The sequence below is a fragment of the Granulicella sp. L60 genome, assembly GCF_009765825.1.
In the GTDB taxonomy this organism is placed as follows: domain Bacteria; phylum Acidobacteriota; class Terriglobia; order Terriglobales; family Acidobacteriaceae; genus Edaphobacter.
The window spans coordinates 1,193,739-1,217,887 of sequence record NZ_LMUR01000018.1 but is presented as its reverse complement, the minus strand read 5'-3'; the positions used below and the strand labels follow the sequence as shown (position 1 = coordinate 1,217,887).

22 protein-coding genes are annotated in these 24,149 nt (G+C 59.5%); 13 read left to right on the top strand and 9 right to left on the bottom strand.

Features of this window, described 5'->3' with window-relative positions:
- Positions 1-43 precede the first annotated feature (43 nt).
- The 3 genes from GSQ82_RS15405 (at position 44) to fabD (ending at position 2,509) form a co-directional block, all read left to right on the top strand.
- Positions 44-700 (top strand): DUF4230 domain-containing protein, encoded by a 657-nt coding sequence (locus tag GSQ82_RS15405; protein WP_158793095.1) that lies wholly within the window; start codon positions 44-46, stop codon positions 698-700.
- 304 nt (positions 701-1,004) lie between these two features.
- Positions 1,005-1,292, top strand: coding sequence for a hypothetical protein (locus GSQ82_RS24760; RefSeq protein ID WP_216847095.1), 288 nt, complete (start codon positions 1,005-1,007; stop codon positions 1,290-1,292).
- A 227-nt stretch (positions 1,293-1,519) separates the two neighbouring features.
- Positions 1,520-2,509: an ACP S-malonyltransferase gene (gene fabD, locus GSQ82_RS15395; protein ID WP_158793094.1), complete on the top strand. Its 990-nt coding sequence runs from the start codon at positions 1,520-1,522 to the stop codon at positions 2,507-2,509.
- A gap of 162 nt (positions 2,510-2,671) precedes the next feature.
- On the opposite strand, the gene GSQ82_RS15390 is transcribed toward fabD, so the two are convergent.
- Positions 2,672-3,259: a cupin gene (locus GSQ82_RS15390; RefSeq protein ID WP_158793093.1), complete on the bottom strand. Its 588-nt coding sequence runs from the start codon at positions 3,257-3,259 to the stop codon at positions 2,672-2,674.
- Between the two features lie 151 nt (positions 3,260-3,410).
- On the opposite strand from GSQ82_RS15390, the gene GSQ82_RS15385 reads away from it, so the two are divergent.
- From GSQ82_RS15385 to GSQ82_RS15370, 4 genes are all read left to right on the top strand, one after another.
- Complete coding sequence (locus GSQ82_RS15385) at positions 3,411-4,487, top strand: FUSC family protein (RefSeq protein WP_158793092.1); 1,077 nt, start codon at positions 3,411-3,413, stop codon at positions 4,485-4,487.
- A 185-nt stretch (positions 4,488-4,672) separates the two neighbouring features.
- The gene (locus tag GSQ82_RS15380; protein WP_158793091.1) at positions 4,673-5,146 is read left to right on the top strand and encodes a peroxiredoxin; all 474 of its coding nucleotides are present in this window, start codon (positions 4,673-4,675) and stop codon (positions 5,144-5,146) included.
- A 707-nt stretch (positions 5,147-5,853) separates the two neighbouring features.
- Positions 5,854-6,636 carry a polysaccharide deacetylase family protein gene (locus tag GSQ82_RS15375; RefSeq protein WP_256370089.1) on the top strand — a complete coding sequence of 261 codons (783 nt, stop codon included), beginning with the start codon at positions 5,854-5,856 and terminating at the stop codon, positions 6,634-6,636.
- An 11-nt stretch (positions 6,637-6,647) separates the two neighbouring features.
- A complete protein-coding gene (locus GSQ82_RS15370) occupies positions 6,648-7,970 on the top strand; it encodes an MFS transporter (RefSeq protein WP_158793090.1) in 1,323 nt (440 codons plus the stop codon).
- Here GSQ82_RS15370 and hemL read toward each other — a convergent pair.
- A complete protein-coding gene (hemL, locus tag GSQ82_RS15365) occupies positions 7,967-9,259 on the bottom strand; it encodes a glutamate-1-semialdehyde 2,1-aminomutase (protein WP_158793089.1) in 1,293 nt (430 codons plus the stop codon). The genes GSQ82_RS15370 and hemL overlap by 4 nt on opposite strands.
- A gap of 410 nt (positions 9,260-9,669) precedes the next feature.
- Here hemL and purM point away from each other — a divergent pair, with 410 nt between their 5' ends.
- On the top strand, positions 9,670-10,911 hold the full coding sequence (gene purM / locus GSQ82_RS15360) for a phosphoribosylformylglycinamidine cyclo-ligase (protein WP_254061670.1): 1,242 nt from the start codon (positions 9,670-9,672) through the stop codon (positions 10,909-10,911).
- Between the two features lie 83 nt (positions 10,912-10,994).
- Positions 10,995-11,618: a phosphoribosylglycinamide formyltransferase gene (gene purN, locus GSQ82_RS15355; RefSeq protein WP_158793088.1), complete on the top strand. Its 624-nt coding sequence runs from the start codon at positions 10,995-10,997 to the stop codon at positions 11,616-11,618.
- A gap of 27 nt (positions 11,619-11,645) precedes the next feature.
- Here purN and GSQ82_RS15350 read toward each other — a convergent pair whose 3' ends face one another.
- The 3 genes from GSQ82_RS15350 to GSQ82_RS15340 form a co-directional block, all read right to left on the bottom strand.
- Positions 11,646-12,860 carry a S1C family serine protease gene (locus GSQ82_RS15350; RefSeq protein ID WP_158793718.1) on the bottom strand — a complete coding sequence of 405 codons (1,215 nt, stop codon included), beginning with the start codon at positions 12,858-12,860 and terminating at the stop codon, positions 11,646-11,648.
- 83 nt (positions 12,861-12,943) lie between these two features.
- Positions 12,944-13,672 carry a dephospho-CoA kinase gene (gene coaE, locus GSQ82_RS15345; protein ID WP_158793087.1) on the bottom strand — a complete coding sequence of 243 codons (729 nt, stop codon included), beginning with the start codon at positions 13,670-13,672 and terminating at the stop codon, positions 12,944-12,946.
- A 5-nt stretch (positions 13,673-13,677) separates the two neighbouring features.
- Positions 13,678-14,616: a bifunctional 5,10-methylenetetrahydrofolate dehydrogenase/5,10-methenyltetrahydrofolate cyclohydrolase gene (locus GSQ82_RS15340; protein ID WP_371417212.1), complete on the bottom strand. Its 939-nt coding sequence runs from the start codon at positions 14,614-14,616 to the stop codon at positions 13,678-13,680.
- A gap of 60 nt (positions 14,617-14,676) precedes the next feature.
- Here GSQ82_RS15340 and GSQ82_RS24755 point away from each other — a divergent pair, with 60 nt between their 5' ends.
- The 3 genes from GSQ82_RS24755 (at position 14,677) to GSQ82_RS15330 (ending at position 17,795) form a co-directional block, all read left to right on the top strand.
- Complete coding sequence (locus GSQ82_RS24755) at positions 14,677-14,841, top strand: Trm112 family protein (protein WP_216847094.1); 165 nt, start codon at positions 14,677-14,679, stop codon at positions 14,839-14,841.
- Between the two features lie 165 nt (positions 14,842-15,006).
- Entirely contained in the window at positions 15,007-15,255 is a 249-nt protein-coding gene (locus tag GSQ82_RS15335; protein ID WP_158793085.1) for a hypothetical protein, read from the top strand.
- A 362-nt stretch (positions 15,256-15,617) separates the two neighbouring features.
- Positions 15,618-17,795 (top strand): patatin-like phospholipase family protein, encoded by a 2,178-nt coding sequence (locus GSQ82_RS15330; protein WP_158793084.1) that lies wholly within the window; start codon positions 15,618-15,620, stop codon positions 17,793-17,795.
- 65 nt (positions 17,796-17,860) lie between these two features.
- Here GSQ82_RS15330 and GSQ82_RS15325 read toward each other — a convergent pair whose 3' ends face one another.
- Positions 17,861-19,180, bottom strand: a complete 1,320-nt coding sequence (locus GSQ82_RS15325; protein ID WP_158793083.1) for a Gfo/Idh/MocA family protein — start codon at positions 19,178-19,180, stop codon at positions 17,861-17,863.
- Positions 19,181-19,340: 160 nt separating this feature from the next.
- Positions 19,341-20,312, bottom strand: coding sequence for a sugar phosphate isomerase/epimerase (locus tag GSQ82_RS15320; RefSeq protein WP_158793082.1), 972 nt, complete (start codon positions 20,310-20,312; stop codon positions 19,341-19,343).
- Positions 20,313-20,628: 316 nt separating this feature from the next.
- On the opposite strand from GSQ82_RS15320, the gene GSQ82_RS15315 reads away from it, so the two are divergent.
- Positions 20,629-22,200, top strand: a complete 1,572-nt coding sequence (locus GSQ82_RS15315) for an aldehyde dehydrogenase (NADP(+)) (RefSeq protein WP_158793081.1) — start codon at positions 20,629-20,631, stop codon at positions 22,198-22,200.
- Between the two features lie 18 nt (positions 22,201-22,218).
- Here GSQ82_RS15315 and kdpC read toward each other — a convergent pair whose 3' ends face one another.
- Both kdpC and kdpB read right to left on the bottom strand, forming a co-directional pair.
- A complete protein-coding gene (gene kdpC / locus GSQ82_RS15310) occupies positions 22,219-22,791 on the bottom strand; it encodes a potassium-transporting ATPase subunit KdpC (protein WP_158793080.1) in 573 nt (190 codons plus the stop codon).
- 10 nt (positions 22,792-22,801) lie between these two features.
- Positions 22,802-24,149: potassium-transporting ATPase subunit KdpB (gene kdpB, locus GSQ82_RS15305; protein ID WP_158793079.1), on the bottom strand; the 1,348-nt coding region annotated here is incomplete at its 5' end.

Genomic DNA, 24,149 nt, shown 5'->3' with positions numbered 1-24,149 from the left:
ATGGAACACACACCGGAGCTGCCGGTCAGGCATCCAACCCACTATGACTACGCAATACAGCTCGGGCCGCGGCTCCTCCGGAACCCTCCTCGCCGTCCTGCTCTCGCTCATCCTCGGAGCCGTAGCTCTCGGCGTCTTCATCCGCCACGCCACCACCGGCCTCCTCGGACGCGTCTCCACCGCCATCACCGGACGCACCACCACCTTCGACACCTCCGTTCCCGCCGTCGTCCAGCGCATCCAGCGCCTCAACCGCCTCGAGACCGTCGTCTACTCCATCGACACCGTCGTCGAAGGCGCCAAGTCCAGCCCCGTCCTTCCCGACCTCCTCGCAGGCGACCGTCTTCTTCTCGTCGTCCACGGCCAGTCCATCGCCGGCATCGACCTCGCCCAGCTCAAACCCGAAGATGTCCGCATCGACAGCAAGAACGGCGTCTCGTCCATCCACGTCACCCTCCCCGCCTCCCAGCTCTTCATCACCACGCTGGACAACCAGCACACCCGCGTCTACGCCCGCAGCACCGGCCTCCTCGTCCCCGTCGATCAGAACCTCGAGTCCGACACCCGCGCCAAAGCTGAGCAGCAGCTCCAGCAGTCGGCCCTCGCCGACGGCATCCTCGACACCGCCCGCAAGAACGCCCGCGCCACCGTCACCACCCTCCTCTACAGCCTCGGCTTCCAGCAGGTCGACGTCTCTTAAAGATCATGTCCTGCCGGACGGGCCGCCTGCTCAGCGGGAGGTCACTTCGTGACGCGTATACCTGTCGCGCCCGCGCCAGCCGTGTAAGTCCTCCCGCTGGTCGGAATCATCTTCGTGCCGACCAACGGGAGGCCCACCCGAAGGGGTATACAAGTCACGAAGTGACCTCCCGCCGAGCAGGCGGCCCGTCCGGCGGGACAGAGTCTTTCCCCTCTTTGCAACCTTCCCCCACGCTTAGCGTCCAATCAACGATGGCACAAAAGCACCACTCCCATCTCATCCGAACCTGCGCTATCATCCAACTATGAAGTTCCGCTCCAAGCCCCGGCCCTTCGAATACACCAAAGCCGAGGAGATCCCTGCCACCGCACCGCTGCCCTTCCCGCGTCTCACCCAAGACGACGACGAAGAAGAAGACTCCACCCTCATCAAGACCATCGGCTGGATCTCCGCCAGCCTCGGAGCCGTAGCAGTCGGCCTCTTCATCGGCCGCGAGATCCGCCAGCGCTACAAGTTCAACCGCCGCACCCCCTACGACCTCTACGCCCACTCCGGCGACGAGCAGGACATCGACTTCGGCCTCGGCACCTAGCCAGGTATCCACATATAGCCTGAGCTTCAGTGCTGGATTGATATAGAAAGCGTCATCCTGAGCGAAGCCTCTCACAGTTTCATCGCGAGAGGCGTAGTCGAAGGACCTGCCATACCCTCAACGTCCCAATACTCTCTCCTTACCTCGCACCACATCCAGCCCAGCTCAGCATCGTGCGCTATGCCGATAACACCTAACACCCGCCCCGCTCATTTACGATAGTCACGATGACTAAACTAGCCTTCCTCTTCCCCGGCCAGGGCTCACAGTCCGTAGGTATGGGCCGCGACCTCTACGACAACTTCCCCACCGCCCGCCTGGTCTTCGAAGAGGCCGACGAAGCCCTTGGCTTCCCCCTCTCCAAACTCATCTTCGAAGGCCCCGAGGAAGATCTCAAGCTCACCGAGCACACCCAGCCCGCCATCCTCACCGTCTCCGTCGCCGCCGCCCGCGTATTGGCGGAAAAAGGTATCACTCCCGCCATCACCGCCGGCCACTCCCTCGGCGAGTACTCCGCCCACGTCGTCGCCGGCACCCTCACCTTCGCCGACGCCGTCCGCACCGTACGCTCCCGCGGCCGCTACATGCAGCAAGCCGTCCCCACCGGAGAAGGCGCCATGGCCGCCATCCTCGGCCTCTCCGCCGAACTCATCGACGAGGTCTGCTCCCAGGTCACCGACCAACTCACCCCACTCCCCACGATGTCCGACGCCAAAACCTTCAACGCAAATCTCGCCGTCGTCTCTCCCGCCAACCTCAACTCCCCCGACCAAACCGTCATCTCCGGAGCCGCCGGAGCCGTTCATCTCGCCGCGGACCTCTGCAAAGCCGCCGGAGCCAAGCGCACCGTCATGCTCCAGGTCAGCGCCCCCTTCCACTGCGCCCTCATGCAGCCCGCCCGGGACGCCCTCACCAAAGACCTCGAATCCATCGCCTTCCACGACCCCGCCTTCCCCGTCGCCTGCAACGTCGACGCCCGCCTCCTCACCCGCGCCCCCGACTCCCGCGAATGCCTCATCCGCCAGGTCACCGGAGCCGTCCGCTGGGTCGAATGCATCAACCTCCTCATCGCCCAAGGCACCACCCACTTCATCGAAGTCGGCCCCGGCAAAGTCCTCTCCGGCCTCATGCGCCAGATCGACCGCACCCAAAAAGCCCTCAACGTAGAAGACTCCGCCTCCCTCGAAAAAACCCTCACCACCCTCACCACCACCTAACCACCCACCACATCTCCGTCACAACTGTAACCAACATCGTTACATTTTCAGTTGCTTGCAGTTGCAGTTGTTTGCCCTCTTGTTTGTCATTCCGAGCGAAGCGGAGGAATCTGCTGTCGCACTTGCCGTTGTCATACAACCACAGCCAAGCCTCAGAAACCCTCAGCCACCCCAAAGCCTCGGCAGCGCCCCATCCCTACCCCCAACCGGATCCAACGCCGGAAACTTAACCCCCCGCATCCTCTCCAACACCTCCGGACCAGCAGCACTCCTGCAGATATCCCAATGCTCCCCCGGCGGATAAGCCCCCACCACCAAAAAGTCATCCGAAGCCTTCACCCGGCAGTGCCCCGTCCCACACGGAAGCACCACAACATCCCCCGCCCGCACCGTAACCCCATGCCCACCCTCACCCCCAAGCACAAGCTCAGCGTGCCCCGCAGCAAACCCCAAAACCTCATGCGCGGTCGAGTGGTAGTGATGAAAGTCATACACCCCATTCCTCCACTGCGGAGGCCACCCGTTCCTCACAAACAGATCCTCCATCCTCCTCGCCAGATCCGGATCACCCTGAAACACCCCCCGATACAGCAGTACAGGAAGAACGTTATTCGGCATCCACCCATTAGGACTCAAATGCAGCTGCTCCGGCGCACCATCACCCGTCCCCGCAAAAGACCTGGCAGCAGCGGCAGCAAGAACCCCAGCAGCAAATCGACGGCGATCAATAGACCCACTAGACCCACTCATAACCCTTGGATGCACCACCACAACGATTCGGTAGCAACCAAAAGCCTTCGCAAACAAACCCGACAACGACGAAACAAACCATCCGCATTCCCTCCCTCGCCCCTCTGGTGTACTGTCACACTGACACCAAAAAACCACCCGAGACACTCCCATGCTCGACGACCACGAAACCCGCCCCTCCCAAGCCCCACGCCTGACCCGAGCCACCACCACCTTCCTCGAACGCATCGACCCTGCCGCCCACCGCCGCATCAAAGGCCTCCGCCTCGTCACCGCCTACGCCATCGCCGTCGCCCTCGGCGCCCTCCAGGGACGCTCCCACCCCCTCGCCGGCGGAGCCTCCCTCGGCTCCCTCGCCGGAGGCTTCGCCCTCTGGGCCTGCGTCTCCGAAGGCCGCACCAAGCGCACCGCCTCCGCCCGCGATCTCGTCCTCCTCGCCATCGCCGCCACCCTCGGCGCGGTCAGCATGATCGCCCTCGCCCCCATCCTCACCGGTCGCGGCCACCCCGGCCCCGAACTCACCCTCGTCACCGGAGCCTTCCTCGTCGGCTTCCTCAAACGCTTCGGCATCCTCGGCGCCGGCATCGGCTCCCAGATCTACATCGGACAACTCCTCGCCTACGGAGCCCTCCTCACCCGCAGCGACCTCCCCATGGTCGCCGTCGCTGGACTCATCGGAGCCATCGCCGCCATCCTCCCCCTCATCCTCGACCGCCCCGCACCCTTACCCACACCCTCTCCAGCAGCCGAAGACCGCATCCCCGCCCAGGAGTTCCGCATGGGCCTCCAGGCCGCCGCCGCAGCCCTCGTCATCGTCTTTCTCAACGACACCCTCCACCTCAGAGAGTCCGCCTGGGCCATCACCGCCTGCACCTACGTCATCGCCAACTCCACCACCGGCACCGCCAACCGCGTACGCCGCCGCATCCTCGGCACCGCCGTCGGCGTCCCCCTCGGACTCCTCTGCCTTCCCCTCGTCATCCACCTCCCCTGGCTCGGCTGGATCGCCGCCGCCCTCGCCATGATCATCTACGCCATGGCCCTCCCCGAGCGGTACGACATCGCCTGCGCCACCTTCGCCTTCACCCTCGTCGTCACCCTCTTCCTCAAGGGCGAAACCTCCATCTCCGTCCTCGCATCCCGCGCCTGGGAGACCCTCATAGGAGGCGCGCTCGGCCTCGCCACCGCCACCCTCATCCTCCCCCTGCGCGCAAAACAGAAACCTTAAACCAAAATCCAAGCGACCAACGGGAGCCGCGACCCAAAGGGGACACACAAGTCACGAAGTGACCTCCCGCCGAGCAGGCGGCCCGGCCGGCAGGCCACCCGCAGTAAACTCAACTAAGAGACAGAAGCAGCCGCGAAACACCACCAACTCACCACCAAGCACCACGAACCAACCGCGAGGAAACCATGCAGGTCAACGACGCCGTAGAAAACTTCACCCTCCAGAACCAGGACGGCCACACCATCAACCTCACCGACTTCAAGGACAAGCCCGTCGTCCTCTTCTTCTACCCTCGCGCCGACACCCCCGGCTGCACCATCGAGTCCTGCGGCTTCCGCGACGCCTTCGAGAAGTTCCAGAAGGCCGGCATCGTCGTCCTCGGCATCTCCCGCGACACCGTCAAGGACCAGAAGAAGTTCAAAGACAAGTACGACCTCCCCTACGACCTCCTCGCCGACCCCGACATGGAGCTCATCAACCGCTACGACCTCGTCAAGCCGAAGAACATGTACGGCAAGCTCGTCAAGGGCGTCAAACGCACCACCTACCTCATCAGCCCCGACACCGGCAAAGGCCAGCGCCTCCTCCACATCTTCGAAGAGGTCAAACCCGAAGGCCACGCCGAAGAGGTCCTCGCCCTCCTCAAACAAAAGCAGTAACAAATCACCGCCAAAAGCAGGTAGTGAAGCAAGTAGTGTCTGACGCGTTTGCTTATGAGATAGCCAAAGCTACCTAGCCAGTATCGACATATAGCCTGAGCGTAACTGATGGATTGACATAGAAGTTGTCATCCTGAGCGGAGCCTCTCGCAGTCTCACCGCGAGAGGCGCAGTCGAAGGACCTGCCATACCCTCAACGTCCCAATACTCTCTCCTTATCTCGCACCACATCCGAGACAGCTCCGCATCCCTCTACAGGAGGTCGATGCATCTAGGGGCCACTCTAATGCTTTTGCTTCTGAGGTATCCCAAGGCTTTAGCCTTGGGTCTCTCGGCCTCGCTAAAGAATGGGGGCTTTAGCCCCTGGGGTATGCCTTCCTGTCCTCTGCCAACGAGCCCAAAGCACAGCAAATCGATTCGCCACAAACGCCTGTCAAGCCCTCGTTCGCCATAACCCATTCAAAACCATCAAGATAGCCCTTGCGCAGCAGTTTCCCTCCAGAAGCTATACTGGATACAGACTAGAAAAAGCTCCGGCACCCACCGGAGCTTTTCTCATTGCAAACAGCACCAAAATCCGTAACCCTTTTCGATGGACATATTTAGACGTAACCCATTTGTTTAGAAATATTTAGCGACACCACATTTCGCAAACCATTGCATCAAAATGATTTAGCATGGGGTACCCCCAGGGGAGGGGGTACCCCATGCGCAGGGGAAAGGACGCCATGCCGCAGACCGCCACCACCATAGCCGCAGCCTCCCTCCTCGCCGCCGCCTCCACCCTCACCTACGCCGCCCTCTCGGCCCAGTCCCAGCTCTTCGGCAAAGTCCTCATCGCCGGCCCCAACCCCAACGAGATCGCCCTCACCTACGACGACGGCCCCAACGACGTCGCCACCGAGCGCCTCCTCGAAGTCCTCGCCCGCCACAACACCCGCGCCACCTTCTTCCTCATCGGCCGCTACGTCCGCCAGCGCCCCCAGATCACCCGCGCCATCGCCGCCGCCGGACACCTCATCGGCAACCACACCATGACCCACCCCTGGCTCGCCTGGCAGTCCGCCTCCCGCATCCGCCAGGAGCTCAGCGACTGCAACGCCCTCCTCGAAGACACCCTCGGCGTCCCCGTCCGCTACCTGCGCCCACCCCACGGCGCCCGCAGCCCCCTGGCCCTCCGCATCGCCCGCGAGCTCGGCCTCACCCCCGTCAACTGGAACATCCTCCCCGGCGACTGGAAGCCCATCGACGCCACCGAGATCGCCTCCAGAACCATGCAGAAGATCGCTCACAACCAGCGGCGAAACCGTGCCTCCAACATCGTCCTCCACGACGGCGGCCACACCTCCCTCGGCCAGCCCCGCCTCCCCACCGTCGAGGCCACCAACCTCCTCCTCACCCACTACGCCGCCCTCCCCGCAATAAAATTTGTCACCCCCGAGCGTTGGCTCGAATCAGATCTCCAAACAGCCAAAACTCCGGTACCATAGGCGAACCGCCCATGAGCACAGCCTCTACCAACCCGGCCCCAGCCGAGTCGACTCCAAAAACCGTCCTCGACCCCGAGCTGCCCGAACCGCTCTCCATGGGGGCAGTTCTGCGCATCTCCATGATGCGCCGCCTCTGGTACGCGCAGGTCATCTCCGTCTTCGGAGACTTCCTCGCCCTCTTCGCCGTCATCAACGTCCTCACCTTCAAGCTCCACGGCAACGCCCAGCAGATCACCGGCGTCCAGATCGCCTACATGCTGCCCATCGCCGTCCTCGGCATCATGGCCGGAGTCTTCGTCGACCGCTGGCCCCTCAAGACCACCATGGTCTCCAGCGACTCCATCCGCGCCGCCCTCGTCCTCCTGCTCATCTTCGCCAACCGCACCTGGCACTTTTACGCCGTCCTCGCGGCCATCAGCATCATCTCCAGCTTCTTCGGCCCTGCCCAGGGTGTCGCCATCCGCTCCGCCGTCCCCCTCCACGGCCTCCGCTCCGCCAACGCGCTCATGCAGCAGGTCATGTTCGGCATGCGCATCATCGGACCCGCCATCGCCGGCCTCATGGTCTCCTATCTCGGCTCTATGAGCTGCTATCTCTTCGACTCCGCCAGCTTCGTCGGCTCCGCCCTGCTCATCGCCTCCGTCCCCTTCCTCAAGCCCGCAGCCCCGGCACCCCATCCCGCAACACCCTCCGACCCCAACAGCGAAGGCCACTCCGCGCTCGGAAAGATCTGGCTCGACATGAAGCAGGGAATCAACTTCATCCTGCACCACGCCGCCCTGCTCTTCGTCATCCTCGCCATGGCCGCCGGAATGTTCGTCCTCGGCTGCTTCGGCCCGCTCATCGCCATCTACGTCCGCGACTCGCTCCACGGCTCCACCAAGGCCTTCAGCGTCGCCTCCGCGATGATCGGTCTCGGTATGCTCGTCGGCATCAACGGCCTCAACACCCTCGGCAAGAAGCTCAAGAACACCCTGCTCGTCTACTCCGGCCTCTGCGGCATCGCCATCGGCCTCGTCATCCTGACCGCCCTGCCCCATCTCTGGTCCACCATCCTCGGTGACTTCATCATCGGCTTCGCCGTGGCAGGCATCATCATCCCGTCGCAGACACTCTTCCAGCAGGAGACCCCTCCCGCCCTCATGGGACGAGTCGGTTCTACCTTCATGTCCATCATCTTCACCGCGCAGATCTCCGGCCTCATCCTCAGCGGCATCCTCGCCGAACACATCGGCGTCCGCCACGTCTTCGCGTTCTGCGCCGTCGTGCTCGTCGTCCTCATGGGCGCAGGAAAAATCTGGATGGAGCCCAAAGGCACCCCCGCAGCCGCCTAAACCCGCAGCGCGCTCCGGGCCGCCTCCAGCACCATGCCGATCTCAGCCTCGCCATGCGCGGTCGAGACAAAAGCCGCCTCAAACTGGCTCGGCGGAAGCCAGACACCCGCATCGAGCATCGCGCGGTGAAATCTGCCGAACGCCGCCGTATCCGAAGTCGCCGCCGAAGCAAAGTCGGTGACAACTTGCGGTGTAAAGAACCAGGTGAACATCGAACCCACGCGGTTCACCGTCAGCGGAACACCCGCCTCGCGCGCAACCATCGCGACGCCTTCAGCGATCCTCGCCGTAGTCGTCTCAAGGCCGCCGTAGACCGCCTCCTCATGGTCGAGAAGGTGCTGAAGAGTCGCAATCCCCGCCGCCATCGCCAGCGGATTCCCACTCAGCGTCCCCGCCTGGTACACCGGCCCCAGCGGAGCAAGAAATTCCATAACATCCGCCCGCCCACCGAACGCTCCGCAGGGCAAACCGCCGCCGATGATCTTACCCAGCGTCGTAAGATCCGGGGTCACGCCGTAGACCTGCTGCGCGCCGCCCAGCGACAGGCGGAAGCCAGTCATCACCTCGTCAAGGATCAGGAGCGAGCCATACTCAGCCGTGATCTCACGGAGCCCTTGCAGGTAACCGGCAGCGGGCGCAATCGTCCCCGCATTGCCCACCACAGGCTCCACAATGACGCAGGCGATCTCAGCACCCCGCGCAGCGAATACCGTTCTAACCGCCTCTAGATCGTTGAACGGCAGCGCCAGGGTGTGCATCGCCGTCTCCACCGGCACCCCGGCCGACCCAGGAATACCCAGCGTAGCCACCCCACTCCCAGCCTTCACCAACATGGCATCGGAGTGTCCGTGATAGCAGCCTTCGAACTTGACCACAAAATTTCTCCCCGTGAACCCCCTGGCCAAGCGCACAGCCGACATACAAGCCTCGGTGCCGGAGCTGACAAACCTCAGCTTCTCGACCGAGGGAAAGCATCGGGTGACAAGTTCGGCCAGATCGGCCTCCGCCGCGGTAGACGCGCCGAAGCTCGCACCCTTGGCCGCGGCCTGCTGAATCGCCTCGACTACCGGCGGAAAGGCGTGCCCAAGGATCATGGGACCCCACGATCCGAAGAAGTCGAGGTAGCGGTTTCCGTCGGCATCGTGGAGATAGGCACCTTCGGCGCGGGTCACGAAGGGTGGGTCGCCACCCACAGCGCGGAACGCACGCACCGGCGAGTCAACGCCTCCGGGAAGAAATCTTTCAGCGCGAAGCTGTAACTGACGCGAGCGGGTAAGGTTCCGTGACATAGTGCCAGTATAAGAGGCTCCTGCCGGACGGGCCGCCTACTCAGCGGGAGGTCATTTCGCGACGCGTATACCGGTCACGCAGCCATCGACAGCAAAGGTCCTCCCGCTGGTCGGAATCATCCTCCGCCGAGCATCGCGAGGCCCCAAGAAGTCAGCCCCACCAAGCCCGGTACAAAAGTCACGAAGCGACCTCCCGCTGAGTAGGCGGCCCGTCCGGCAGGACAAGCGCTTTTTAACAGCTTCAGGGAGGATTATCATAGAGACTGCAGCGCAGTTTCCCATACCGTACATCTTTCGTTCGACGAATAACGGTCGTTTTACGAGGCTTTGAACCTCTTACTGCTAGACTTAAATTCTTCATTTGATGCACTACTTTATGGAGCACGACCTTGCCGGATGAGACCTCCCCCATGCCCGATTCCACCGCCACCCACAACGGAACCGCATCGCAGCCAAAATCCACGGAGCCTTTAGCAGCCGCACCCGACGGTTCCTTTCGCGCCGTTGCGGAAAGCAAGGCAGCCGGACTGAGACAGGCCACCACCAGGACTACGGAAAGCAAGGCCGCGGCGACCAGGACTACAGGCAAGAAACAGTCCGGCGATTCCAACGCCCCAGCGAAAAAGCCCATCAGCTATGCTGACGCAGGTGTGGACATCAGCAGCGGCGACCGCAGCAAACAGCGGATCAAAATGCTTGCACGCAAGACATTTAACAAACAGGTGCTCTCGGAGATTGGCGGGTTTGGCGGCCTGTTTGCGCTCGACCTCGAAAAGTTTCCCAATCCCGTGCTGGTCTCGAGCGCGGATGGTGTAGGGACGAAGCTGAAGGTTGCATTCGATCTTGGCATTCACCACACAGTTGGACAGGACCTTGTAAACCACTGCGTAAACGACATCGCCGTGCAAGGCGCTACGCCGTTGTTCTTTCTAGACTACCTGGCTTCGGGAAAGCTAGAAGACATGGTCATCGAGACCGTTGTGCAAGGCATCAGCGAAGCCTGCAGAGCCAACGGCTGCGCACTAATCGGTGGCGAGACCGCACAGATGCCAGGCTTCTACGCCGACGGAGAGTACGATCTTGCAGGCACGATCATCGGCGCGGTGAGCCGCGAAAAGATTATTACGGGCGAACACATCCAGATTGGCGATGTGCTGGTGGGACTACCTTCGAACGGTCTGCATACCAACGGCTACTCGCTTGCGCGCAAGCTTCTGTTCGAGGTCGCGAAGTACGGTCCGGATCAGTACATAAACGAGTTGAAAGACAAGACCGGCGCGGCTCTGATGCGTACACACCGAAGCTACCTCTCCGTAATCAAGAAGCTGACCGGGGCCGAGGTCGTTAGCGGCATGGCACATATTACCGGGGGAGGAATTACGGAGAATCTGCCGCGCATTCTCCCCAAGGGCATGGGAGCCGTGGTCGACCTTGCAAGCTGGACCGTACCGCCGCTATTTGAACACCTGCAGCATCTGGGAAACGTCGAGGAGGAGGAGATGCTTCGAACGTTCAACATGGGGATCGGACTGATCGCAGTCATTCCAGCCGAGAAGATCAAGAAGGCCAAGGCGATTCTGAATCGCGCGAATGAGCGCCACTGCATTATCGGGCGTGTGACGCGCGGGGAACGTAAAGTCGTCTACAACTAGACGCTGAGAGAGACTCGTCTCCAGGATTGGAGGCGAGTCATAAGTCTGCCGACTCACCTAAAATCGTTAGAGAGGAATTATCTATGAAACGCCTGGGCATCCTCCTCTCTGGCAGAGGCTCGAACTTTCTCGCTATTGCAAAAGCTATTCAGGAACGCCGGCTGCAAGGCGCGGAGATTGCGGTTGTGCTCTCAAATCTTGAGGACGCTCCGGGGCTGACGGTCGCGCGTGAGCTTCATCTGCCTGCGTTTTCGGTTCCTTCCGCCGGACGGAAGCGTGCTGACCACGATGCCGAGATGATCGCGCGACTACATCAGCATAAGGTCGACCTGGTCTGCCTCGCAGGGTACATGCGGATCATCTCGCCAGGATTTGTCGCAGCGTTTCCGAATCGCATCCTCAACGTACATCCTTCGCTGCTTCCGGCGTTTCCGGGATTAGACGCGCAGGCGCAGGCGTTGAACTACGGTGCGAAGGTGGCAGGCTGCACGGTGCACTTCGTCGATGAGGCGGTGGACCACGGTGTGATCATTCTGCAGAAGACCGTACCGGTTCACGACGACGACACCGACGACTCGCTCTCGGCACGCATTCTTGAACAAGAGCATCTGGCTTATCCGGAGGCGATTGCGCGAGTATTGAGCGAAATGTATGAGGTGAGGGAACGACGGTATATCCACCGAAGCTTGGACACTACGTCAATCTAACTAAAGCGGCCAAGTCTCTCACGGAGGCTAGGTCTCGTGGCCGGTCTGGTCCTGTTGGGTCGTAGCGTCGTCAAGCTTCACTTTGAGGTCCATCCGCTTGCGGCCTCGGAAGATGCTAATGGTGACCTCATCGCCGGCACGGTGGGAGGTCATGACAGCAGAGAGATCCTGCGCATTGGTGATCTCCTGACCGTCCATCGCTACGATCAGATCGCCACCGAGCATGACGGGAATATTGCCTTGGTAAGCACGCTGCGTGCCGCCCTTGAGGCCAGCCTTCTCCGCGGCGCCGCCAGGAAGGACACGCTGAACCAGGATGCCGTAGTCTGCCGGAAGACCGATCTGTTCGGCGATGTCCGGGCCTATGGGCAGGGGAACGATGTCGAGCGAAGGGCGGCGTACCCGGCCGTACTTGGCGAAGTCGGCGATGACGGCCTTGGCGGTATTAATCGGAATCGCAAACCCGATGCCGGAGGACTGGTCGGCCCCGTTGGAAGCGATGAGGGTGGTAATGCCGATGACCTCGCCGCGCGAGTTGAGTAGCGGCCCCCCGGAGTTGCCGGGGTTAACACTGGCGTCGGTTTGGATCGCGTCTTCGATGGGATTGCCTTGCGGACCGCGGATAGAACGGATCGCTGAGATGATGCCGCGCGTCATCGTGCCGGATAGGCCGAAGGGATTTCCAATAGCGTAGACTCGCTGGCCCACGATGAGGCTCTGCGACTCAGCGAGTGTGGCCGGCTCGAGGTTGGGCGCATTCGCAATCTGGAGCAAGGCCAGGTCGTGGCCCTTGTCGACGCCGACCACGGTGGCCTTGTACTTGTGTTTGTCGTAGAGCGTGACCTCGACCCGCTGGGCGTTATCGATGACGTGATTGTTGGTGAGGATGTGGCCCTGCTTGTCGAGGATGAAGCCTGATCCCTGTCCCTGCTGAGGCACCGGCCCGTAGAAGAAGTCGAAGGCAACCGCGGTGGAGGTGATGTTCACAACGGAAGGTAGAGCTTTCTTATAGACGGCGATGTTCTGTTGTTCTTCGGTATCGTAGGCTGGCGCGGCGTGGGCCTCGGTCAGCTCAAAGCTCCCCAGCGGACCAGTGACCGCAGCGGTACTGGCGTTTGGCCCCGCCGGCACCGCTGCACGATGCAGCCAGGGCACAATCGCGCCTGTCGACCCCACATGGGTGGTGAGATAGTAGAAGCCGGAGAGGAGAAGCACAACAAGCAGAACTGGACGCAGTTTCATCGTAGTCACAACCTGATCTCAAATTGCAGGTCGCAGCCTGCATACACTATCGATTGTATCTAGCTGGGTAGAGTTTGGTCTGCTTATTGGGTCTGCCCGTTGGCCAGCGCCTGCAGGATCGGCCATAGCCGGTCAACCTGCCACTCCAGTTCGGTCAAGGAGCCGCCGTTGGTCAGGACGTAGTCGCACATGGACGCCTTCCGCTCGTCGGGGATCTGGCGTGCAAGCCGCCGCAGCGCTTCAGCCTCGAGCTCGGCTCGGCGCTCAGCAGTGATGGGCTCGCCTGGCATCGTAGAGCGAGCCACAAAACGCGCAATCTTCGACTCCTCCGACGCCGTGACGAGAACGATTCGGTCAAACCGGCTATGCCAGAGTCTTCGGTTCGACGGCTGCTGCAAATCGACACCAGCGCCAGCATCGACGTTGGGGCGGGTGCTGGCCTCGCTGTAATTGGTCTCGAAGATCAACGCCGACTCCACAATGACCACCGCATTAGGATCAGCCCGGAAGATCACCTCAATCAACTCCATCTGACGTGCAATGGCAGCCGGATGCACGATCGCATTCAGATCTTCGACCCTGCCGTCCTCGAAGGCGATTCGCGCCAAAGCCGTACGGTCGAGCCTGCCGTCAGCCAGCACGACTCCGATGCCAAAGCGAGCGACGATCGCACAATATACCTGCTGTCCGGGCTCCATCAACTCACGCCCGATCACATCAGCCTGCAGGACCTGGGCCCCGAGCGCCGCAAACATCTTTGCTGCGGTCGACTTTCCGCTTCCGAGACCGCCAGTAAGTCCAACGCGCAGCATACAGGTTAGTGTTTCCCTAAAGAGATGCCGCGCCGCAGCTTAGCCGCTGTCACCGTGTTCTGCATCAGCATCGCGATGGTGAGCGCGCCCACTCCGCCCGGAACAGGAGTATATGCCCCGGAGAGGGCAAACGCTGCCGGGTGAATGTCTCCGACGACAACCGAGCCGCGCTTGGCGAAGGTTGCCGCACGACCTGCATCGCCGGGAAAGTAGTCTTCCACCTCGGCGGCATCGGTCACCCGATTGATGCCGACATCGATCAGGGTCGCTCCCGGCTTTACCATCTCCGCAGTGACAAAACCAGGCCGTCCAATTGCGGCGACAAGCAGATCGGCCTCCCGCGTGAACTTTGCCAGGTCAGCGGTCTTGCTGTGGCAGATTGTGACTGTTGCCGATGCATTCAGAAGCATCATCGCCGCGGGCTTGCCTACGATGTCCGACCTCCCCACAACGACAGCGTTTTGACCCGCGACCGGCAAACCGCTGCGACGCAGGATCTCCATAATGCCTGCGGGCGTACAGGGAGCGAGCCCGGGCTGTCCGCTCTGAAGACGTCCTGCGTTGACGGGATGAAATCCATCGACGTCTTTGTCCGGAGATACCGCCTCCAGCAAGCGCTTCGTGTCGACATGTTTCGGCAGCGGTAGCTGAATCAAAATGCCGTCGATATCTTCACGTGCATTCAACTCCGCCACCAGCGCCAGCATCTCGTCAGTCGTAATGCTCTCGGGCGGTGTGATCATCTCGCTGAAGATGCCCAGTTCCCCGCAGGTCTTTACCTTGCTGCGAACATAGATCTGCGAGGCCGGCACCTCGCCGACAAGGATTACGGCCAGACCGGGAGTGATTCCACGAGCGGCAAGCTCTTGGACTTCAACTGCGACCTCAGCCTTGATCTGCCCAGCAATCGCAATACCATCTAAAACAAGTGGAGTTATATTCATCTCTTCCATGGTATCGCGCTCTCAGTTCCCACTGTCACCTGTGATCGATAAGATAGAGGAATGAGTGTAAAACAACCGAAGGAGGAGGATCTGCATTGGCTTGTCTGCCCCGTCTGCCAACAAGATCTACAGCTTGAGGCCAGTGGGATACGCTGCCTGGGCTGCGGGCGCTGCTATCCCGTCGTCGATGGCATTCCCGTCCTTCTAGCGAATCGAGCAACCTAATTTTCCCAAACTGAAACTTCTCGCGGCAAATGTCCGTAACTTTATCAAACGACGCAACTCAGAGACGTGAATTAGGGTCCCATTAGAATAAGGAACTCCTTCAATCCGTCTCTCACGTCTAATGAGTGGGCGGTGACATACGCATTTACACCGGGAGAACGGGCAATGACGAAGGAAAAGAAGATCCACATCGAACAGTTTGCCGAAGCCGACCTCACCGGTCTGCGCGAAGATCTGTTGAAGTCCGGACTTGACTCCTGGCAAGCCGCGGATCTGATCAGCAGCTTTCTCGCCGCGCGGGGCTATGGGGTGTCAACGCAGGACGCTCGTAAAGCAGCCTTCCACATGGAGGCAATCGGGTGTTCGCTGCGGTGCTTACAGGAAGAACTCGAAAAGATCGCGCAGTTCATGTAGAGATCGCATTTGCTACGCCCGCATAAAATGTTGTTTGATGTGACGCCCTCAAATTTAGCTCTCAATAGCGAATGCCTCTTACTTTTATGTAGCCTATAAAGATGAGCGCCTCTTCAGGTCCGTGGGGGACATCACTCCGTCGCACTCTGGTCTTCCTTCTATCGGCTGGCTTTGCCTCTTCTCTGTACGGGCAGAGTACGATACCGACCTCACCGAATAGCGAAGCCCAATCCGCAGCACAGACCACACAGACTGGCAGCAAAAATGTCCAGAATTCTGTACCAGCGAGAACGACTCCAGATGCAGGAAAAAATGGAGAACAGGGCGGCGGTAGTAAGACCGCCAGCGGAACGCCACTCCCCATGCCCGCTACAGCACCCGCCGCTCCTCCACCTGGCCCAACCAATCGTCCACGAATCGGCCTCGCCCTGGGTGGCGGCGGCGCGCTGGCCATGACGGAGATCGGTGTACTCGAGTGGTTTGAAGATCATCACATCCCTGTCGATATGATCGCAGGCACGAGTATGGGTGGTCTTGTCGGCGCACTCTACGCAACGGGAAAGTCCATCGATGAACTTAAGTCTGCCACCACGGATGAGGTCTTCAATAACGTCTTCAGCTTTAGGACGGCGTACAAGAGCCGCAGCTTTCGCCGGCGCGAAGATGCCCGGGAGTTGCCGAACGGCCTGACCATCGGACTGAAGCACGGCGTCTCGCTTCGCAACAGCGTACTCATCGACCAGGGTCTGAACGCATTTCTCGATCGCGAGTTTCTTCGCTACGACGACCGCACCGACTTCAACAAACTTCCCATCCCCTTTCGCTGCCTGTCTACGGACCTGAACGAAGCTCGCACGGTAACGTTTGCCCGTGGCTCCATTCCAGACGCTGTACGCGCGTCCGTCTCTCTGCCTGGCATCTTTCAGCCCTTTGAATTGAGTGGTCACGAGTTCGTCGACGGTGCCGTACTTGAGAATCTTCCGACACAGACAGTCCACGCGATGCAAGCAGATGTTGTCCTCGCGGTCAGCGTCCCTCTAAAGCCAGTGGGCAAAGGGGACCTTGACTCCATCCTCGGCGTGCTACAGCGCAGCTTCGCCGTTGCTATCGAAGGCAATGAACGTGCTTCACGGAAACTTGCTAACGTGGTCATCGAACCAGACATCTCCGGCTTCAACGACACGGACTACCTGAAGTCGAAGGAGCTGGCTGCACGCGGTTACGAGGCCGCAGAAAAGCAGAAAGAAGCACTGCTGAAGTACGCATTGAGTGAAACTCAGTGGTCGGACTACCTTGTGCAGCGCGCGGGACGACGGCCTGGACCACCGGGAAATCTTCTACGTGTTCGCGTCAAGGCGCCCAACACAAGTGTCACGCGTGCAGTCGAACGGGAGTTCATGCCGCTTGTGAACCATCCGGTCGATACGAAGGCGATCGAGTCGCTGCTCGACGATATCCGCAGCGATGGCCGCTACGAAGCCGACTACACCATCGGCTATGAGCGCCCCGATGCATCATCATCTATCTCGGAACGTCCAATCGTGCTTGTAACGGTTACAGATAAGAAGACAGGCCCGCCCTTCCTCATCACCGGTGCGAACGTCGAAGCACAGGCGGGGGGCACAAGCCGTGCGACCGCCGAGGGCATCTTCCTCTACCAGGACCTGGGAGGCTACGGCTCCGAGCTTCGCGCCAATATCAAAGTCGGCTTCCTGACCCAGCTGGACGGTGAATACTACCGCAAGCTGTTCGACACGAAAGGCCCTGCAGGAGCCGTCTTCCTCGCTCCACACGGCGGCATCCTGCGTCAGCCGTTCTATATCTATCAGGATCAGCACAGGCTCTCCGAACGCCTTCTGCAGAGCGCAGGCGGCGGTGTAGATATCGGCTGGAGCAATCAACGCAGCCAGGAACTCCGCGCCGGATGGGAGAGTGACAACATCCGCTGGCAAACTCAGGTCGGCTCAGACAATGAAGCCGATGTCTTTGGTCAGATGCAGCGCGGACATATTCGCTACACCTTTGACAACCAGGACCGTGCGTTGATTCCACACTACGGTATTCGCTGGACGACCGACGCCGGATATCTTTACAGCGCCGTTGCAAGCCCGAATGCGCCGCAGATCACAACACGCGTCAGCTTCTCACATGAGATCGGCAAAGAGGTCTTCGTCATGGTGGCTGAGGGCGGAACAATGTTCAACCGCGACGTCGCTCAACCGTTTCGTTTTACTCTCGGCGGTCCTCTTAGGCTTTCGGCCAGCGCGTTCGACGAGTATCGAGGTACCGATTACTTTTTGCTCTCGCCGGCTTTGTTACGACGAATCGCACAGCTACCCGCTCCCCTGGGCCAGAGCATCTATATTGGCGCGGCATACGAGGCCGGACAGATACGCGCACCAAATGCGCTCACGATTACACGCCAGGATGTCGTCTTCGGTTTAGTTGCCGAAACTCCGCTCGGTGTTATTACACTGACGCCTGCCATCGGCGACGACGGACATCGCAAGTTCATCTTCACACTGGGCAAGCTTTTCTAAAGTTCAGAGCAAAAAAAGCAGGCGATCGCCAGTAAGCGATCGCCTGCTTTATCACCTGCTTTGATTTACAAGTGCGGCGCCCAACCCTTCTCATACTCACGCCCCCACATCTTCATCGCTTCGGAGTCCTTCTGGATCTTCCCGTCCGCTGTATCAAGCTGCAACTCACGGTTCACCTCCCACGCGATGTTTGAGAGCTGAAGCATCGTGACAGCCACATTGCCGATTTCAATGGGAGCGTGAAGCTTCTCTCCCTTCTGGATGCCCGCGATGAAGTTCGCAAAGTGAGCGTCGGTCATGGAGTCACGGCCAAGAAGATCGGTCGACGAGGTCGCCTTACCCGTCTTAAACTCATCCGTCTTATTGCCCTTCAGATCATAGACCTCGTAGCCATCCCGATCTATAAGTATAGTGCCGGTGGTGCCCATGATGGTCGAGCCGCGATCGCGGTTGTAATACTTCATGCCGTTGCAGCACTTGCCCTCCCACGAGATCAGCTTGTCCTCATACTCGAAGCTGGTGACCAGCGTGTCGTAGAACTGCCAGTCGTCCTTGAACTGATACCTTCCTCCCGAAGATGAAATACTGTGCGGATAGTCGACACCAAGCGCCCACCTGCAGACATCCACCTCGTGAGTACCATTGTTGAGCGCCTCCCCGGTGCCGTAGATCTTAAACCAGTGCCAGTTGTACGGCTGAACGTTGTCTTTATAGGCTCTGCGCGGAGCGGGCCCCTGCCACAGATCCCAGTCGAGCTGCGGCGGTACCGGCGCTTCTTTCCCGATCCCGATGGACTTTCTTACATTGCTGTACCAGGCCTTCGCGAAGTAGGCGCGGCCGACCAGACCATTGTGGATCTTGTCGACGATCTCGATCGTGTGCGGCGACGAACGCTGTTGAGTGCCCATCTGCACCAGCTTGCCATACTTCTGCTGAGCCTGTATCAGAAGCGCGCCCTCCGCGGGATTGTGACTGCAAGGCTTTTCGACGTATACATGTTTGCCCGCCTGCAGCCCGGCGATAGCCATCGGAGTATGCCAGTGATCGGGCGTCGCAATCGTGATGGCATCGATCTCTTTCAGCCGAAGAATGTTGCGAAAATCCTTATCCGTGGCAGGAGCTTCACCCATCTCCTGCTGGGTATTAGCAGCGAATTTTTTCAGAGTGTTGCTGTCGACATCGCATACATGCGAGATGCGAGCGTTAGCCTTGTTTGCCTTGAGCCCTGAAAGATGAGCATAGGCTCGCGAGTTCAGACCAATCACCGCGAAGTTAATTCGATCGTTGGAGCCGAGGATCTGTGCGTAGCTCTTTGCGGTTGTCCCCACAGCCATCCCAGCTGCTCCTACTGCCAGTGTGTCGAGAAACTTTCGTCGGGTAATCATCTTCTCTCCTTGGAAAACAAAGAATGCGAAACAGCGAGTATGTGTCGTTTACTTCAAGTGAGACTGCAAGCATCCAGAGGTGTACTCAAATGGACGAAGGCGGAAGCTGAAAAGTTTTTTTTGGTAAATCGCGAATCAAATAGTCTCCGCATACGATCGTCTAAAGCGTGCCTGAATCTTGTAGCGCCTTCCTCATCCCAGCCCAGCTGATACGGCTGGACTCCTCACTGCTCCCTGCGCCGCGCCAGTGGGTCTCGAGACTGACAGCATCACAGTAGCCTACTTTTTCCAGCGCACGAAACTGCGCGACCCAATCGATGATACCTATATCCACCGGCGACCATTCAACCTTGCCGCTGGCGTTTTTCACAGCATTCTTGACGTGGCAGTGGCAGATGCGCCGCTTCGGAAGCAGATCCCAGCCTCCGGGGAAGGCATCCATCTCGCCGCGCATCACGGCATTGCCCGGATCCCAGTTCATCGCAAAGTGAGGAGACGGCACGGCCGAGAGCGTTCGCGCGGCCTCTCGCGCTGTTGCGGTGTTGCACTCGAATTCATTTTCTATGACCAGGAGGATGCCCTGCTTCCCGCACTCGTCCGCGGCTTCCTGCAGCTTTGCATCGATCGCCACGCGATAAGGAGCTACATCATCCAATCGCCAGAAGTCGAAGCAGCGCACCTTGTCAGTTTTGAACTGTTTAGCCAGAACGACGCTTCGCATCAGAACCTCGTCCTGGTGCTTCAGAATCGCATCACCGCTGAGAGCATCGTTCTTCGGGCCGTACTGGGACTTCGGTGCCCCAGGCCAGTGAGCTTTGAAGAGTGGACTTGCGATATCCGTGACTCGCAAACCATACTTCGAAAGTATCTTCTGCGCTTCAGCGATCTCTGCTTCGGTCAGATCCTGAAGGCTCTTATTCCACATACCGCGCAGCTCAACCCATTGAAGCCCAAACTCGTTGGCTGCGACAGAACATGCATGGTCGAAGTCCTGCGAGATCTCGTCAGTAATAACAGCCACATTGAAAGGAGATTTAGATTCCGCGGCCATACCGAAGAGCGGCTGTGCCGCACACATCGTGGCCGTTGTTGCAGCTGCTGCGAGAAAGCTTCGTCTGGAGATAGACTGCATCTTTTTCAATCCTAATCAGCGAGCGGGCTGGCACGCCGTTATCGCTCTGCGCGATCTGCAAGATACCGAATCCTGGGAACTTCTCTCAGTAAACTAAATTTCAACACGGATAAATTATTGTTTGAAGATCGAACGAACTCTATCAGTGGCGGCAGAAGTTAGTCAACTGACCGCCTCGAATGTATGCATAACACTGATGCATCTCAGTAGTGGGTGATTAGCGAATTCAATTTCAAGATCCAAAGCAATCACCGGACGATACGGATAACATAGATGGCAGGCAGCTTTATATCAGCGTAGCCGAGAGGAAGACAGAATGAGTGTGGCTCAGGTACTAATTGACGGCGCATGGCGGATGGCCGATGTAGAAGCAACCTTCCACGCGGAAAATCCGGCGACCGGTCAGACCCTGCCAACCGCTTTTCCCATCAGCCGATGGGCCGATTGCGATCAAGCGCTCGCCGCTGCCGCCAAAGCTGCCGTCGAACTTCGTTCGATCGAGCCTTCACGCATCGCCGCTTTTCTTGAAGCCTATGCGCGCAACATTGAATCTGCCGCCGACGCCATCATTCAGGCTGCATCCGAAGAGACGGCGCTCCCTGTTACCCCACGCCTGAAAGACGTCGAGCTTCCACGCACGACGAATCAGCTCCGTCAGGCGGCCGCTGCTGTTCGTGAAGAATCATGGCGCCGTCCTACCCTCGACCTCGAGAAAAATATTCGTTCCTGCTTCGCTGCCATCGGCCCAGTGATCGTCTTCGGCCCTAACAATTTTCCGTTTGCATTCAATGGCGTTAGTGGCGGCGACTTTGCCGCTGCCATCGCCGCGGGAAATCCCGTCATCGCCAAGGCTCACCCTCTGCACCCTAATACCACTCGCCTGCTGGCCGAGCAAGCCCTCAAAGCAGTCGAAGAGACTGGCCTTCCGTCCGGCACCGTCCAAATGATCTATAACGTCAGCAACGAGAATGGCCTCAAGCTGGTCAGCGATCCGCGCGTAGGAGCGATAGGCTTCACTGGCAGCCGCCACGCCGGTCTGCATCTGCGCCGCGCCGCCGAAGACGCCGGCAAGCCAATCTATCTTGAGATGTCGAGTATCAATCCCATCATCATCCTTCCTGGAGCACTCGCCGAACGCGGAGAGCAACTGGCCCAGGAGCTCGTCGATAGTTGCCTCGCGGGCGCAGGTCAGTTCTGCACAAGCCCCAACTTGATACTTGTCTTCGAGACTCCACAGACAGAGCCATTCCTCAGCCAGATCGCAAAAGTCTTTAGTGAGCGTTCCATTCAGCCTCTGCTCTCCGCAGCCGGCCGCAACCAGTTACACAAGGGAGTAACCGCACTCACAAAGGCCGGTGCGCTCCTGGTCACCGGAGGAGCCTTCGCGCCAGGCGAAGGCTATCGCTACGCCAACACTCTTCTACGAGCCACCGCAGCCCAGTTTCTCGCCGCACCCCGCGAGTTGCAGCTTGAGATATTCGGCAATGCCACCCTTGCCATCACCATCACAAGCCAGAATCAACTTGAAGCCATCCTGCGGCTGCTCGAAGGAAACCTGACCGGCAGCATCTACTCCGCAAAGTCAGGCTCCGACGATGCATCCTATCGCGTGATTGAACCTCTACTTCGCGCAAAGGTAGGTCGACTCCTGAATGACAAGATGCCGACCGGAGTGGCAGTCAGTCCTGCAATGAATCACGGCGGACCCTACCCCTCCACCTCGCACCCCGGCTTCACCTCTGTCGGCATCCCTGCGTCGATTGCGCGCTTCTCCATGCTGCAATGCTATGACGCAGTTCGCCAGGAACGTCTACCGGCAATACTTCAAGACACAATCCGCAATCCCAACACATGGCGATCTATCGATGGGGCCTGGGTCAAAGGCTGACCGAGCAGCCCGCCATTTTTATTTCGATGCCGTAAGCCGGTCGAGATCCAGGTTCAGCAGCAGCACATTGACGCGAGGCTCGCCAAGAAATCCTAGCTGGCGCCCTTCTGTATGTTGACTGACCAGCTTGCGAACTGCATCCTCCGAAAGATGACGCTCATGAGCCACACGCTCGACCTGAAACTCCGCAGCCGCCGGACTAATATCCGGATCAAGTCCCGACGCCGAGGCAGTCACCAGATCGATTGGGATAGTCGTATTAGGATGCTCCGGCTGCAGCCCCGCAACATCTCCGGCAACGCGATCAATCAGCTTCTTGCTTGTGGGCGCATAGTTCGAACCGCCAGAGTTGGAGGCGTCATATCCATTACCCGCGGCTGACGGACGTGAGCGAAAATATCCCGCCGCGGTAAATGGCTGCCCGATGATGCGAGACCCGATCAACTGTCCGTTCTGCTCAATCAGTTGGCCGTTCGCTTTGTCATGAAATAGAACTTGCGCAAGGCCAGTCACGACGAACGGATAGACAAGCCCAAAGATAACAGTAGTGACAACGGTATAAAGCAAGGCGGTAATGAGATTGCGGCGCATAAAAAATCCTCTACGACAGATGAATACTGGTAATGATGAGGTCGATCAGCTTGATCCCAACAAACGGCGCAATCAGACCACCTACTCCATACAGAAGGAGGTTGCGGCGTAGAAGAGCCTCGGCCGACATGGCCTTGTACCCCACGCCACGCAGCGCCAGCGGGATAAGCCCGACGATGATCAACGCGTTGAAGATCACCGCTGAAAGAATTGCAGACTGCGGCGTCTTCAGGTGCATGATGTTGAGCGTGTTCAGCACGGGAAATGTCGCTGCAAACATGGCCGGAATAATCGCGAAGTACTTCGCGACGTCGTTCGCGATGGAGAACGTGGTTAGCGCGCCACGCGTCATCAGAAGCTGCTTGCCGATCTCAACGATCTCAATCAACTTGGTCGGATTCGAATCGAGATCGACCATGTTGCCCGCTTCTTTCGCCGCCTGCGTTCCCGTGTTCATCGCGACACCTACGTCGGCCTGCGCCAGCGCGGGTGCGTCGTTCGTACCATCGCCCGTCATCGCGACCAGCTTGCCCTCGGCCTGCTCACGACGGATCAAATCCATCTTGTCCTTGGGCTTTGCCTCAGCAAGAAAGTCGTCGACGCCGGCCTCGCGTGCAATCGCCGCTGCAGTCAGAGGATTATCGCCCGTAATCATGATTGTGCGAATACCCATCGAGCGAAGCTGCGCAAACCGTTCGCGCATCCCGCCCTTCACAATATCCTTCAGATGAATCACGCCTAGGGCCTGACGATTCTCAGCGACCACCAGCGGCGTTCCTCCACTCCGTGCAACCGTCTCGACCGCAGCCCGAACCTCATCAGGAAGACTTCCGCCGTTCTCCTTTAAAAACGCGGCAATTGCATCGGTCGAGCCCTTGCGAATAATACGTCCATCGAGGTTCACACCCGACATACGCGTCACCGCGCTGAACGGAACGAACTCCGCCTGCAACTCGCTCAACTCACGGCCACGCAGACCATACATCTCTTTCGCCAGCACGACGATGCTGCGCCCCTCGGGAGTCTCATCAGGCAGCGATGAAAGTTGCGCCGCATCGGCGAGCTGATCTTTGCTCACGCCAGGAGCGGGGATAAACTCAGATGCCTGGCGATTGCCCAGCGTAATCGTTCCCGTCTTATCCAGCAGCAGGGTATTCACATCGCCCGCAGCTTCCACTGCGCGACCCGACATGGCGAGCACGTTATGCTGCACCAGCCGGTCCATTCCGGCAATGCCAATCGCCGAGAGCAGTCCACCGATCGTCGTTGGAATCAAGCACACCAGCAGTGATATGAGTACAAACACAGACTGCGGCGCGTGAGAATAGATCGCAATCGGCTGCAGCGTGACGACGGCC

Coding starts and splice junctions, on each gene's coding strand:
- GSQ82_RS15405 (WP_158793095.1), top strand. CDS start 44: ATGACTACGCAATACAGCTCGGGCCGCGGCTCCTCCGGAACCCTCCTC.
- GSQ82_RS24760 (WP_216847095.1), top strand. CDS start 1,005: ATGAAGTTCCGCTCCAAGCCCCGGCCCTTCGAATACACCAAAGCCGAG.
- fabD (WP_158793094.1), top strand. CDS start 1,520: ATGACTAAACTAGCCTTCCTCTTCCCCGGCCAGGGCTCACAGTCCGTA.
- GSQ82_RS15390 (WP_158793093.1), bottom strand. CDS start 3,259: ATGAGTGGGTCTAGTGGGTCTATTGATCGCCGTCGATTTGCTGCTGGG.
- GSQ82_RS15385 (WP_158793092.1), top strand. CDS start 3,411: ATGCTCGACGACCACGAAACCCGCCCCTCCCAAGCCCCACGCCTGACC.
- GSQ82_RS15380 (WP_158793091.1), top strand. CDS start 4,673: ATGCAGGTCAACGACGCCGTAGAAAACTTCACCCTCCAGAACCAGGAC.
- GSQ82_RS15375 (WP_256370089.1), top strand. CDS start 5,854: ATGCGCAGGGGAAAGGACGCCATGCCGCAGACCGCCACCACCATAGCC.
- GSQ82_RS15370 (WP_158793090.1), top strand. CDS start 6,648: ATGAGCACAGCCTCTACCAACCCGGCCCCAGCCGAGTCGACTCCAAAA.
- hemL (WP_158793089.1), bottom strand. CDS start 9,259: ATGTCACGGAACCTTACCCGCTCGCGTCAGTTACAGCTTCGCGCTGAA.
- purM (WP_254061670.1), top strand. CDS start 9,670: ATGCCCGATTCCACCGCCACCCACAACGGAACCGCATCGCAGCCAAAA.
- purN (WP_158793088.1), top strand. CDS start 10,995: ATGAAACGCCTGGGCATCCTCCTCTCTGGCAGAGGCTCGAACTTTCTC.
- GSQ82_RS15350 (WP_158793718.1), bottom strand. CDS start 12,860: ATGAAACTGCGTCCAGTTCTGCTTGTTGTGCTTCTCCTCTCCGGCTTC.
- coaE (WP_158793087.1), bottom strand. CDS start 13,672: ATGCTGCGCGTTGGACTTACTGGCGGTCTCGGAAGCGGAAAGTCGACC.
- GSQ82_RS15340 (WP_371417212.1), bottom strand. CDS start 14,616: ATGAATATAACTCCACTTGTTTTAGATGGTATTGCGATTGCTGGGCAG.
- GSQ82_RS24755 (WP_216847094.1), top strand. CDS start 14,677: ATGAGTGTAAAACAACCGAAGGAGGAGGATCTGCATTGGCTTGTCTGC.
- GSQ82_RS15335 (WP_158793085.1), top strand. CDS start 15,007: ATGACGAAGGAAAAGAAGATCCACATCGAACAGTTTGCCGAAGCCGAC.
- GSQ82_RS15330 (WP_158793084.1), top strand. CDS start 15,618: ATGCCCGCTACAGCACCCGCCGCTCCTCCACCTGGCCCAACCAATCGT.
- GSQ82_RS15325 (WP_158793083.1), bottom strand. CDS start 19,180: ATGATTACCCGACGAAAGTTTCTCGACACACTGGCAGTAGGAGCAGCT.
- GSQ82_RS15320 (WP_158793082.1), bottom strand. CDS start 20,312: ATGCAGTCTATCTCCAGACGAAGCTTTCTCGCAGCAGCTGCAACAACG.
- GSQ82_RS15315 (WP_158793081.1), top strand. CDS start 20,629: ATGAGTGTGGCTCAGGTACTAATTGACGGCGCATGGCGGATGGCCGAT.
- kdpC (WP_158793080.1), bottom strand. CDS start 22,791: ATGCGCCGCAATCTCATTACCGCCTTGCTTTATACCGTTGTCACTACT.